We start from the raw sequence: 12,559 nt of genomic DNA, 5'->3' as shown, positions 1-12,559 counted from the left end.
TTCTAAGTATTTTGCTGCTCATATCTCTGACATTGTCCGGTAGTCAAGCATCATGGAAATCGGGTTTGTTTCGATCTCGATCCCTGTTTCCTCAAGAGCGCAGATCCCGTTAATTCCTCCGACTACGGCAACCCCGAACTTTCCAGTTTCAACCGGAGCCCCAAGTAAGAACTCATCGATTTCTCCTATGGTGATGCAGCCCGCCAGATCCACTTTTTCTGCCTTTTTCATAATTCCTTTTGCCGTATCATAAGCGGAGGCATTTATTTGCCGCATATTGGCAAGGATTTTTCCATCTCCTTTTTCAAGGACCTCAAGGACGGAGGTAGGAGTCCGATTCATGAAAATCTTTATCGGGTCAATGGAGGTCCCGCTGTAGGAGATCAGGTCAAGGAAACGTGATGGTTTCTTGTTTTCTATCTGGAGGATCCCTCCGTAGGCGGGTTCTACGGGAATGCCTGCTTTCAGGAGAAGTCCGTCAAAAGTGACGCTGCATACGGTAGCTATTCCTATTTTTCCGGGGGGAAGGTGAATTTCGGATTCCGAGTCCTCTTCGAAGATTCTTACCCTCGGGCTTATCATATACCCTGCGTGGGCCGTATACGAAACTAAATCAACAACAGTTTCGAAATCGTCTTTGTCAAAATAAGAGATATTTACCACGACATCTCCTTTATCTGTTTCAGGGTCATAAGTGGTTCGGAATGCCATTTCTTCTATCCTGGATATTACAAAACCAAAACGGTCCCCTATGAGGGCATCATTCATCTCGCTTTCTCCAAGATCCGTAAGCGTACGCCCGGCATACCCGTGTTTGTTTGTAAACCCTCTCTCATCCAGGATCCTCAGGTGGTAGCGGACAGCCCTCTCTCCTATATCATAGCCCCGGTTGTTTAATTCGTCAGCTATTGCCCGGGCACCTATAGGTTTGTCACTTTCGTGAATCACCCTCATGATTTCAATAAGTTTTCGCTCGATTTGCGGATCCATCATGTCTATAACACCGTTATACCCTGTATCAATTCCGTGAACTTTACGGATAATCGTGATGAAACCATAAAGACCGCATATTAAAGCATTCTGTACCGGTCTCAATGAGTATTAAGTGGTTTCAATAGGTTTCGGTAAGCAGTTTCCCTAGCTCATGTTGGGATTCCCCATGAGTACGGGTTCATATAATTATCCCTGAATATAATTAGCTATTTCTCGATTGATCAAAAAGGATTAAATCCTTCTTTTAAATAGTCAATTAATAGTAAATCTTTTAGTACTTAATATAAGTTTGTCTCGCTCAACTTCATAATAACTGCTGCTGAAAATCCCGGAAAAGAGAATTTTTTCCGACAGCAAAAGTCTTTTAACCCTCTCATTATTAACTTTTTCTTTTATGGTTCTCCCACTTATTTAATGTGACAGTGTAAGGCAGTATAAATTCTCAATAAAGGTTTCAGCAGTATAATCAGTCAGCTTGTACTAAATTCGGATATCGTATTGTGCCAGCTTTACAGCTCCGGTACTCATAAATTATACAAGCTTTACAGCTCTGGTACTCATAAGTTATACAAGTTTTACAGCTCCGGTACTCATAAGTTATACAAGCTTTACAATTCCAGGTTCGGGAAAATAAAGCTCCCCTGTTTCCAGAAGTTTTTCCAGGATTGTATCAAATTTCTCATGACTGATCCCTTTTTCCACAGCCTTCTCACGAAACTCTTCAATTCCTATTTTCCCATCCGACGCCGTAAGGATCTCTTTGAGGATTGATTTCGGGTCTTTTCTGGCAGCTGTTTTTCCAGAAGAAGCTCTGGTTCCGGAATGGACTGTTTTTTTCCCGGACTGATCTCCGGAGCCTGGGCTTTCAGCTTCTTCAGGAGAGGATTCCAGGAAAAAAGTCCCTTTTCCTTTTCCGGAAAGCTCAGCCTGCAGGCACGTCCTGAAGTTTACAGCTTCGGATAATTCTTCGAAAGAGCCGAATATTCTGAGTTTTCGTGCCTTCAGGAGCGCTCCGCAGTGCTGGCACCTGAGAGTTTTCTTCCCAGTTTCGGTTATCTGGACATGCTGCCGGCATTTAGGGCAGACCACCACAACATAATGGGAGGGTTTATCTCCGAACTCCATCTCCTCTCACTTTCCGTACCTTCTCTGCCTCTTCTGGAAATCCCTTATTACTCTCAAAAGGTCTATTCTTCGTACATCTTTCCAGTTGACGTCCGTAAAATAAAGTTCCGAATATACGGACTGCCAGACAAGGAAGTCCGAAAGCTTCTGCCCGCCCGAACGGATCATTATGTCGGGTTCGTGCTTGACAAGGAGATGGGATTCAAGCATTTTTTCGTCAACTTCTTCCGGGCTGACGCTTCCCGTCTTAACTTCTTCAAGAATTGAGAGTACAGCCCTTGTGATTTCCCCTCGTCCTCCGAAACCGAGTGATACATATACAAAAAAATCTTTACCCTGTCGGCTGCTCTTTACTTCCCCTTCAAGGCCGTGTATTTTATATCCTGTTTCGGAAGAGAGGCATGTGAAGATTTCTTCAATGCTAGTTCCAAGCGTTGACGCAAGCTCGGTTTTAAGTGGCTGTTCAGCCTTAAGGATATCTACATAAATGCTCACGAGTTCTACATTATACCTTTTGAATATGAGGAGTGCAGAAAGGAGTTTTTCCATCCCTTTCGGTTCAAGTAGATCGGTTTCCTTAAGTATAATAGCTACATGCGCCGGGGTCTTTGTAGTTGACCTCGTTATTTGCCAGGCCAGGAACCTCTCGTAGAGAGGATGACCAAAAGAAAGCAGGTCCATTGAGTATTCCTTCTAAAAGTGCCTTAAGTGGCCCGGTACTCCTTATTTACTGGTTCGGTCTTTTTATTTTGTTCATCCTGTGTTCTCGGGCTTTCAAACTTTTTTAAGCCCGTTTTCCAGCAAGTTATTTTGCAGTAGATACGATCTTGATTACGTCTCCATTTTTCAGTTCATGCTTTTCCCCGAGCCTGAGTCTTGTCCTTGCATCTACCGCATACAGGAAACGGTCTCCTATTTCGGTATGGATCTGGTATGCAAGGTCGTGGCAGGTAGAACCTCTTTTCATCAGATAAGCGTCCGGAAGCATATTCCCTACTTTGTCGGACCATTTTCCTTCGTCTTCTACGGGATATACTACAATGAGATCCAGAAGTTCAAAGACCGTCCTGTTTATGCATCCCTGAACCCCGGTGGTGCCAAGCCGTTCAATCACTTTATGGATGGCCTCAAGCCCTTTCTTCTGGGCTTTTGTAAGGTCTTCTGTAAGCAGCTCAAAGTCTCTGTCTCCGGGTGCATACCTGATTATCCCGCTTTTTGCCGCGGATTTCAAAGCCAGTTCGGCAGCTGCACTCGTAGGGACTACTATCCTGTCAAGTTCTTTGAGTTTGTCCAGGTTTTCTCGCGGGGCAATGTCTGCCTTATTTGCAGCAATAAGCAGGGGTTTGCTGATCTCCCTCATCGCGTCGCAGAGCCGGATCATGTCTTCTTCAGTCCATTTAACATGATCCACCCTTGCAAGCCCGGTGTCGATCAAGGCTGCGTTTACGTGAGATTCTTTTATCCCTGCTCCTGCGAGCTGTTCCGAAATCACGATCTCAAGCTTTAACCCTTCAGCCTGTATTTTTCTGGAAAGCTTTACCCAGTTCCTTTCCAGAATTCCATAAAGCCACATGGTAATTTCCCTGTTCAGGAAAGCCACATCATCAAGCGGGTTGTGGTCTCCTATTTCTACAGGGTTGCCCTCGGCGTCCGTCCCGCCTGAGGCATCTACGACATGAATTATTGCCTGGGCCTGTCGGAGCTCGTCCAGAAAAGTGTTTCCGAGTCCCTTCCCTTTGCAGGCGTCCGGCACAAGCCCTGCCACGTCAATGATATCTATAGGAACAAGCCTGACGCCGTCCACACACTTCCCGCATGTTTTTTCTTTCTCTTTACAGGGACATTCCGCCCTGACATATGTGACGCCGTGGTTTGCGTTGATAGTTGTGAATGGATAATTTGCAATTTCAACATCTGCGAGGGTAGCAGCTTTGAAGAAAGTGGATTTGCCCGCATTGGGCTTTCCTGCAAGGCCTATGGTCATCGACATAAATTATAAAAAAGAGCTTGTTGCATTTAATCTTTATTGATATTGAAGCCGTGGAAATAGGTTTTTTTCCCTGTATTTTCTGAGAAAAATCGCCGGATGCGTTGCAGGTCCAGTTGTCTTTTGAGTAACAAAGTTTATATTCTAGAATGTGCTTATCAGTGGTGCTCGCTTGCGTCCCGATAGGGTAGTGGATATCCTTGAGGCCTGCGGAGCCTTAGACCTGAGTTCAAGTCTCAGTCGGGACGTAAATTCTTATTTTTTATCCATTTTCTGGTTATTCTTCATCTCTTTTTATTTATTCTTTAATTCTTTCCGGATACTCTTTGTTTACTCTTTGTCTATTCTTCGTTTTTCTCCCTCACGACTATCTGCATCTCCTCTTTTTCCTTCCTATCTTCTTTCTGTTTTTTTCTCACTAATCTCTTAAATCTATCAAAAAGATAATGAATATAAATTATCTTATAAATACAGACTAAAAGATGGTGAGATTCATGAAAGGGAAAATTCTGGTTTTACTTCTGGTATTTGTGTTTTTGTTTGCTTCCGGCTGTGCCGAGGAGGATGCGGGGTCCGGGACAGATGACTCTGCTGCTTCAGAAGCCGCAGTAACGGAATCACAGGAAAACGTACCGCAGGAAAATGTTGTTTCTGATGGAAAGGAGCATATTGTCCGCCTTGAGTATTATAATGTAACAAGACCTTCCGAACTGGATATTCTGACAGGGGATACGGTCTCCTGGTGGAGTGGCAAAAGGCAGGGAACCTATGTCCTGGTAAGTGAAGATGGACTCTTCCCTGATCAGGAAATGGCTTACAGTGTTCCTTATAGTTATACCTTTAATAATCCGGGAACTTACGTTTTCACTGTAAAAGACGTTCCGGAAATGAACGTTACAATAAGGGTGAGCTGAGAACTTCTGTTCTCCCTTTTTTAAAGACCACTTCTTTTTTGGTTCTGTAAAAATCTTCTCAATCGAGTTTTTGCCCGATATTTTTTGTGAAAACAGTATTGGACGCTTCTTCGTTCTTCGCTAATAAATAATGAAAATTTTATAACATAAATTATATATATCCACAAATTTAATATATAAAGTGCATAACTTACGCAGATTAACAGAGTGGTCAATGGTATGGAACTTTCATCAACATAAAAATAAACTTAAACCACAACGCCAGAGTATTTGATTTTTACCTTCAACTGCGTAAGCTTTGATTTAAACGGTTGCAACTTTAAAGCAGACGGCAAAATATATAATGTATAATCATTAAGGATCTGCCACATCTCAGAATTGCAACCACCATGGCGAAGTCGACTTTAAACAAATTTAGGAGGTAAAGCTCAAATGAGCAAACTAACTACCGGGAGTTTTTCTATAGAAGATCTGGAATCCGTTCAGATCACTATTAATAATATTGTAGGGGCAGCAAAGGAGGCTGCTGAAGAAAAAGCAAAAGAGTTAGGTCCGATGGGCCCCACTGCTATGGCAGGTCTGGCATCCTACAGAAGCTGGAACTTGCTTCTTCTTGACCGCTACGAACCTGTCCTGACCCCTATGTGTGACCAGTGCTGTTACTGTACCTATGGACCATGTGACCTCTCCGGAAACAAAAGAGGGGCATGTGGTATTGACATGGCCGGACAAACCGGGAGAGAATTTTTCCTTCGTGTAATTACAGGTACAGCCTGCCACGCTGCCCACGGTCGCCACCTGCTTGACCATGTAATTGAAGTCTTTGGTGAAGATCTCCCCCTTAACCTTGGGGAATCAAACGTCCTGACCCCGAACGTCACAATCTGCACAGGACTGAGCCCAAAGACCCTCGGAGAATGCAGAGCCCCGATGGAGTATGTCGAAGAACAGCTCACCCAGCTCCTTGCAACCATCCACGCAGGCCAGGAAAGCGCAGAAATTGACTATGATTCAAAAGCCCTTTTCAGCGGCAGCCTTGACCACGTTGGGATGGAAGTCTCCGATATCGCTCAGGTCTCAGCATATGACTTCCCGAAAGCTGATCCCGAAGCCCCGCTTATTGAAATCGGCATGGGATCTATTGATAAGTCCAAGCCCCTAATTGTTGCAATCGGGCACAACGTAGCCGGTGTAACATACATCATGGACTACATGGAAGAAAATAATCTGACCGACAAGATGGAAATCGCTGGACTTTGCTGTACCGCATTCGACATGACCAGGTACAAGGAAGCCGACAGGAGAGCTCCGTACGCAAAGATCGTAGGGTCTCTGGCAAAAGAACTGAAGGTTATCCGCTCCGGAATGCCCGACGTCATTGTTGTGGACGAGCAGTGCGTCCGCGGCGATGTCTTATCAGAATCTATGAAACTCAAGATCCCTGTGATCGCATCAAACGAAAAGATCATGATGGGCCTGCCGGACCGTACGGATGCTGACGTGGACTCAATAGTTGAGGAGATCAAGTCAGGAGCAATTCCGGGTTGTGTGATGCTGGATTATGATAAACTCGGAGAACTCATCCCGAAGATTGCCGAAGTAATGGCTCCAATCCGTGATGCGGAAGGTATTACAGCAATCCCGACTGACGAGGAATTCAAGGTATACATCGACAAGTGTGTCAAGTGTGGAGAATGCATGCTGGCATGTCCGGAAGAACTCGATATCCCGGAAGCCCTGGAATATGCAGCTAAGGGAAGCTACGAGTATCTTGAAGCCCTTCACGATGTATGTATCGGCTGCCGCCGCTGCGAGCAGGTCTGTAAGAAGGAAATTCCAATCCTGAATGTGCTTGAGAAGGCTGCACAGAAATCCATCAGCGAAGAGAAAGGATGGGTCAGATCAGGCAGAGGACAGGCAAGTGACGCAGAAATCAGGGCAGAAGGTCTGAACCTCGTTATGGGAACTACTCCAGGTATCATCGCAATCATCGGATGTCCGAACTATCCGGCAGGTACCAAGGATGTCTACAACATTGCCGAAGAATTCCTGAAGAGGAACTATCTCGTGGTGGTGAGCGGATGTTCCGCAATGGACATTGGTATGTACAAGGACGATGACGGCAAGACCCTTTATGAAAGGTACCCGGGTACATTCTCAGGCGGTGGACTGCTTAACACCGGTTCCTGTGTGTCCAATGCACACATTACTGGAGCCGCTGAAAAAGTTGCCGGAATCTTTGCCCAGAGGACCCTGGCAGGAAACCTTGCAGAAGTTGCAGACTACACTCTCAATCGTGTGGGTGCATGCGGACTTGCCTGGGGTGCATACTCACAGAAGGCTGCTTCAATCGGTACCGGATGCAACATATACGGAATTCCGGCAGTGCTCGGCCCGCACAGTTCCAAGTACAGGAGAGCCCTGATTGCCAAGACCTATGAAGAAGACAAGTGGAAAGTCTTTGATGCCAGAGACGGTTCAGAGATGAACATCCCACCAGCACCTGAATTCCTCCTGACCACCGCAGAAACCTGGCAGGAAGCACTCCCGATGATGGCAAAAGCCTGCATACGCCCGTCAGACAACAACATGGGCAGGTCCATAAAGCTGACTCACTGGATGGAGCTTTCCAAGAAATACCTTGGTGTAGAGCCCGAAGACTGGTGGAAGTTCGTCAGGAATGAGGCTGACCTCCCGCTCGCCAAGCGTGAAGAGCTCCTCAAGAGGCTCGAGGCAGAACAGGGCTGGGAAATTGACTGGAAGAGAAAGAAGATCATCTCCGGTCCGAAGATCAAATTCGATGTCTCTGCACAGCCAACTAACCTCAAGAGACTTTGCAAGGAGGCCTGAAAAAAGGTTGACACAAGGAAACTTGCGTATTTGAGGTGCAAAATCAAGCACAATCATGCTATTTTTCTAATTTATATTTTTAAACACTTAAAGGTTCAATGCTCGGTTCAATGCTCTATTGATATCTCATCTCAACTGCGTAAGTTTTATAACAAATCTGTGACAAACTTATTTGATTTCAATATTAACTGCTCCTTCTTTTGTGAGAACAAAAGATAAGGAGCAGTTTTACACTACTACTTCTATAATAGATTGAGCAAAAATCAATCAAGAGACTTCTACAGAGCCGCTTTTTTCTTCTGATATCAGCAGACTTCTGCGTGGTCGGACAGGGTTTGAGGATTAACCGTTACATGAGGTGACAGATATTTGTTAAGCGATTGCATGGACAGCAACCGAATGACAGCCTCACTACCTGTTTACAGGCAAAGCCTCAGGCTCTTTATGAACCCTTAAGGAAAAAATATACGGATTGTTGCAAAAATGCTCTTTTCGGAAAAATAGCCTTCAACTGCTTGAAAGGGTATTACCTTTTAAGAGCTAGTTGTTTAAAAGTTATTTCAAATTCGGAACTTTAACGGAAAGAGTTTTAATAGAAGAAATTTTACAGAGAATGGTTTTCTTTCAGACCTTTGTAATCGGCCTTGCCATACTTTTATAGTGGTCAAAAAGTTCTTTTCCCCATTTAAGTGCGCTTTCGTCAAAACTCACGAGGTTATGGTTGTAATAGATCCCGCTATTGCAAAAGAGGGACAGGGCCATAAATTTCTCTGTGACAATACTTGATGCGATCTTCATATTATTGTTGTTGCATACATAGAGTTTGGTGTATTTTAAGTTCAGGAAATGTTCAAGCTCTTTTTTGTAGTCGTTGAGCATCCTGTCATAAACATACTCCGTGAATACGAGGGTGATGTCCGTACCCTTTGCTGCAAGCTCTATACAGAGCGAAGGATAGATCGGAAGAAAGAAAGAAGACGAGATCATTACCTTCTCGGATTCGGAAAGGTGTTTTACGACTTCTTTCGGGTATTCGAACACGTGGTTTCGGTCAGGGTTTACTTCAATATAATCTCCAAGCTTTCCTATCTCATCCAGAAATTCAGGGGGAATTGAAGTCATATCCTGGTTTATCCAGTAATCGTGGTTTTTATCGAAGACATTGAAGGTTTCAAGGATTGCTCTCATTTTGGGGACAAGAATCTCTCCGATACTGGAAAGTTTGTAGAGCCTGTTGTTTTCTACAATCAGGTCCTGCTTCATCAGGATCTTTATCTGAGTCATTATCGGGCTTGAACGTACATCCAGTGTATTCTTAATCTCCTCGATAGTCTTGGGCCCGCCCAGAAGTAGCAGAAGGAGGTTTTTCCTTTTTTCTGAAAGAAAGAGAACATCCAGTAATGATGATTCCATCTGATTCCCTCTCTTATGTTTTTATCCTGTTATATCTAACATTGTATATATCTCTATACCAGAAGTATATGCACTTCTCTTTCTTTTCTTCCTCGCCATTATCACTTTTAATGGAAAAAGTACCTTCAGGTTAGTAACTATGGGGACATTCCGAAAATTGCCATTTTAACGTAACAAACTACCACTATAAGATATATAATTATTTTTCATGATTTTTTGTTATGATGGCCCCATGTCTGAGCCTCATCCGGCAAAACTTTTCTTTATCTTTTTTTCACATGTCTGGGGATCGCTACAGTATATATATTTAAAATAAGTTGGGGAATTCATCTGTGCCTTTCCTTTTATATGGTCTTTTTCAAGTTATATCTTATTTACCTGCTTGGAAAGTTTCTTGAAATAGTCAAATAATTCCTGGCCCCAGCGCAGGGCAGCAGGCTCAAAACTCATAATAAACTGCTGGTCGAACTTTCCATTTTTGTCAAAGAGCCCAAGGAGCATTATTCTATCAGTAACAGTAATTTCGGTTAGCTTTATTCCCTCTTTAGAGATGTAAAGGCTCACGTTATCCATGCTCATTAACTCTTCTATCATATTTGAGTGCTCGTTTGAGAGATGGTCCCAGACAGACTGCGTAAAATTAAGAGACAGTTCGGCATCCTTTCTGCCAAGTTCAACGTACAGAGGCAGATAGGCAGGATTGAAATATGAAGCAAAGGTTGAAACCATTTTTGCATTGGCCATGCTATCAATGATCTTCTGGGAGGGCTCATAAATGTGGTTCAGGTCCGGCTCTATAAGAGCGCAGTCTCCAAGCTCTGCGATTCTTTCGAGCAGGTGACGGGGGATCGAATTCAGGTCATGTCCTGTCCAGTAAGAGTTATTTTTTTCCACAACCTCAAGGGCGCTGATCAGAGGCTTCACCTTCTTGATTATGAACTCTCCGAGTACCGTGAGCTTGTACATCCGGTCTTCCTGAACGATAAGGTCGCTATCTATCAATTTCTTTATCTGGGGGAGAATTGAAGTGGCAGTAACATCCAGTTCATCCCTGATTTCATCAATGTTTTTTGAGCCGCTATCCAGCAATATAAGGAGGTTTTTTCTTTTATCGGAGCGGAAAACAAGATCAATAAGTGAAGATTCCATATCTCCCTACTTCCTGCAGTATTATGTGCTGCGATATGCTGCCGAGCCTTCTTTCCGGCAGGCTGGTTCCTTGGCTGTTCTTTTTCAATTTCACCGGCATTTTTCAAACTACCTGTTTCTGGGGACACAACTGTAAAGATTAGTCCGTTGAAAAACCTGGAGTACAGACTCCCACAAACGTCATCTTTGTCTCCATCGGGGTCTGCTTCCATCCCGGAGGCACTAGATACTCTATGCTGGTATCTATCTTTATTGAACTTTCCGGAAGCCCGAAATCCTTCAGGGAATCCAGGATCAATTCTTCCCCGGCTTTTTGAGAGTATTCAAGGGCAGCCCTGTACTGCTCGAACTTTTTTCTTCCTACCGGAGTAAATACAAGGAAATTCTGGTCCGGGTTTTCCATCGAGTAAGGTCTGATAGTTATCTCAATTCTTTTAATCCCTTTTCCTACAAGAGCTCCGACAGCGTTGCCCACTCTAGCCTGTTCGGGAACAATAATATCCGCATCAATAAGACCTTTCAGTTCTCCATAGTAGGCTTTTACAGGTCCGCCCAGCAGAACTATGGGGATATTTACTTTGTACTGGACAGGGACTTCTTCTTCCAGCATCATCTTTATTCCATCTTTTCCCCTGCCTTCCATTATAAAGGACATAAGACTGTAAGCCATATTTCTGGCAACCTGCTGCTTTACTTTCTTACAGAAGGCGTGCACCCCCAGCTGAGTGAAGCGGGCAAGTTTTTTGGCTCCTATCAGGGAAGCTTCTACATCCCATTCCGTATATTCCCCGAGGACGTGCAGGGCATCGGTGGGTGTAAAGCCTATTGCATGGATAACCCGCTGGTTGAGCAGGGAATCCAGGACTGCAGGAGAAGGAAAACGCTTCATTTTATTTAATATTTCGTGGATAGAAAGAGGTTCCTCGCCTATAACTTCCAGCAGCTTCTTCTCGCTCTCTGTGGGGTTGACAGGTATTACTCCGGTTCTGACAAAAAACTTGGTGGGCTGGATATGCTCGTTGAGCATGGTTCTCAACGGTATGGGATTTTTCTCAAGCTTTTCTTTGAAGTTAGGGTAATTTACCGCAGCAAAACAGAGTGGCATGACTCTTCTCGGGCCTATCCTTATGCATTTTTTGAACCACACGTGGCTATCTCCCCCGTTTGCGGAGCTTTCCATTTTTATAGCTTTTACGCGTGTCTGCCAGCCGCCAACAACTGCCCCTTTTTCGCAGAGCTCGGGTACACCGCGTTTAATTATGGAGACATCCGTGCTTGTTCCTCCAACATCGATTACCGCACAGGTGTCAAGTCCTGAAAGGTGTGAAGCTCCCATAATACTTGCAGCGGGGCCTGAAAAAATAGTCTCAATCGGGCGCAGTTTCGCACCTTTTATATCTATGACCGAGCCGTCGCATTTCAACATCAGAACCTTCGCATCAAGGTTTCTTTCCCTCACTTCATTCATGATGGAATGGATAAACTGGTATGTTATGGGAATTAGCTGGGCATTTAAGACTGCGGTTGCTGCCCTTTCGTAGGCTCCGAGTTCCTGGGAAAGCTCATGCCCGCAGACCACCGGATGCCCCGTAAGTTTGAGGATTACATCCTTAATCTTTAACTCGTGTTCAGGGTTTCGGGTGCTAAAATAGGAAGAAACGGCAAATGCGGATACTTTCTTTTTGAGACTCACTGCAAACTGTTCTACAGCTGTAAGGTCAAGGGGATGGAGTTCGTCTCCATTGCTGTCGTGTCCCCCTCTCACTTTAATACAGTAGTCGGCTGGCAGCTCTCTTGGTATGGTATAGTCCCCTACGAGGATCAGGCCAACAGGGTATCCGGTTCTTTCAAGGATTGTATTTGTCGAGAGAGTTGTTGAAACCGACACGAGTTTTACTTGCTTGAGATATTCCGGGTTTAACTTGTCAATTGCGTTCCGTATTCCGGTCATCAGGTTTGGATAGGTGGTAATCGCCTTGCTTGTATCCAGGATCCGGCTGTCCGAATCCCTTAAGATAACTGCATCAGTGTATGTCCCACCTGCGTCAATACCCAGACTATATTGCATTGTCAAAACAGCCCCATTTTTTACTCTATTTTAGGTGATCTATCTTTTTTTTAGCTGTAT

9 protein-coding genes and 1 tRNA gene are annotated in these 12,559 nt (G+C 44.4%); 3 read left to right on the top strand and 7 right to left on the bottom strand.

The window, feature by feature from the left end; translation table 11 throughout:
* Positions 1-18: 18 nt before the first annotated feature.
* The 4 genes from MA_RS23025 to MA_RS23010 form a co-directional block, all read right to left on the bottom strand.
* Positions 19-993, bottom strand: coding sequence for a DUF128 domain-containing protein (locus MA_RS23025; RefSeq protein WP_048065980.1), 975 nt, complete (start codon positions 991-993; stop codon positions 19-21).
* Between the two features lie 597 nt (positions 994-1,590).
* Positions 1,591-2,118 carry a DUF5817 domain-containing protein gene (locus MA_RS23020; RefSeq protein WP_011024282.1) on the bottom strand — a complete coding sequence of 176 codons (528 nt, stop codon included), beginning with the start codon at positions 2,116-2,118 and terminating at the stop codon, positions 1,591-1,593.
* A gap of 6 nt (positions 2,119-2,124) precedes the next feature.
* Entirely contained in the window at positions 2,125-2,799 is a 675-nt protein-coding gene (locus tag MA_RS23015; RefSeq protein ID WP_011024281.1) for an undecaprenyl diphosphate synthase family protein, read from the bottom strand.
* Between the two features lie 124 nt (positions 2,800-2,923).
* Positions 2,924-4,108, bottom strand: coding sequence for a redox-regulated ATPase YchF (locus MA_RS23010; protein ID WP_011024280.1), 1,185 nt, complete (start codon positions 4,106-4,108; stop codon positions 2,924-2,926).
* 173 nt (positions 4,109-4,281) lie between these two features.
* Here MA_RS23010 and MA_RS23005 point away from each other — a divergent pair.
* The 3 genes from MA_RS23005 (at position 4,282) to cdhA (ending at position 7,869) form a co-directional block, all read left to right on the top strand.
* Positions 4,282-4,353: transfer RNA gene (locus MA_RS23005), tRNA-Arg, on the top strand.
* 246 nt (positions 4,354-4,599) lie between these two features.
* Positions 4,600-5,019 carry a cell surface lipoprotein gene (locus tag MA_RS23000; protein WP_048065979.1) on the top strand — a complete coding sequence of 140 codons (420 nt, stop codon included), beginning with the start codon at positions 4,600-4,602 and terminating at the stop codon, positions 5,017-5,019.
* 432 nt (positions 5,020-5,451) lie between these two features.
* A complete protein-coding gene (gene cdhA, locus MA_RS22995) occupies positions 5,452-7,869 on the top strand; it encodes a CO dehydrogenase/acetyl-CoA synthase complex subunit alpha (protein ID WP_011024278.1) in 2,418 nt (805 codons plus the stop codon).
* Between the two features lie 624 nt (positions 7,870-8,493).
* Here the strand turns inward: cdhA and MA_RS22990 are convergent.
* The 3 genes from MA_RS22990 to MA_RS22980 all read right to left on the bottom strand — a co-directional run bounded on the left by MA_RS22990 (position 8,494) and on the right by MA_RS22980 (position 12,499).
* Complete coding sequence (locus MA_RS22990; protein ID WP_011024277.1) at positions 8,494-9,282, bottom strand: helix-turn-helix transcriptional regulator; 789 nt, start codon at positions 9,280-9,282, stop codon at positions 8,494-8,496.
* Positions 9,283-9,645: 363 nt separating this feature from the next.
* On the bottom strand, positions 9,646-10,431 hold the full coding sequence (locus MA_RS22985; protein ID WP_011024276.1) for a helix-turn-helix transcriptional regulator: 786 nt from the start codon (positions 10,429-10,431) through the stop codon (positions 9,646-9,648).
* A 139-nt stretch (positions 10,432-10,570) separates the two neighbouring features.
* Positions 10,571-12,499, bottom strand: coding sequence for a hydantoinase/oxoprolinase N-terminal domain-containing protein (locus tag MA_RS22980; RefSeq protein WP_048065978.1), 1,929 nt, complete (start codon positions 12,497-12,499; stop codon positions 10,571-10,573).
* Positions 12,500-12,559 lie beyond the last annotated feature (60 nt).

The organism is Methanosarcina acetivorans C2A (assembly GCF_000007345.1).
Classification (GTDB): Archaea; Halobacteriota; Methanosarcinia; order Methanosarcinales; family Methanosarcinaceae; genus Methanosarcina; species Methanosarcina acetivorans.
Note: the sequence above shows the minus strand (reverse complement) of the source record. Positions and strands in the feature narration are given on the sequence as shown.

Bases quoted from the DNA above. Each gene is read 5' to 3' on its own strand.
- MA_RS23025 (WP_048065980.1), bottom strand. From the start codon at position 993: ATGATGGATCCGCAAATCGAGCGAAAACTTATTGAAATCATGAGGGTG.
- MA_RS23020 (WP_011024282.1), bottom strand. From the start codon at position 2,118: ATGGAGTTCGGAGATAAACCCTCCCATTATGTTGTGGTGGTCTGCCCT.
- MA_RS23015 (WP_011024281.1), bottom strand. From the start codon at position 2,799: ATGGACCTGCTTTCTTTTGGTCATCCTCTCTACGAGAGGTTCCTGGCC.
- MA_RS23010 (WP_011024280.1), bottom strand. From the start codon at position 4,108: ATGTCGATGACCATAGGCCTTGCAGGAAAGCCCAATGCGGGCAAATCC.
- MA_RS23000 (WP_048065979.1), top strand. From the start codon at position 4,600: ATGAAAGGGAAAATTCTGGTTTTACTTCTGGTATTTGTGTTTTTGTTT.
- cdhA (WP_011024278.1), top strand. From the start codon at position 5,452: ATGAGCAAACTAACTACCGGGAGTTTTTCTATAGAAGATCTGGAATCC.
- MA_RS22990 (WP_011024277.1), bottom strand. From the start codon at position 9,282: ATGGAATCATCATTACTGGATGTTCTCTTTCTTTCAGAAAAAAGGAAA.
- MA_RS22985 (WP_011024276.1), bottom strand. From the start codon at position 10,431: ATGGAATCTTCACTTATTGATCTTGTTTTCCGCTCCGATAAAAGAAAA.
- MA_RS22980 (WP_048065978.1), bottom strand. From the start codon at position 12,499: ATGCAATATAGTCTGGGTATTGACGCAGGTGGGACATACACTGATGCA.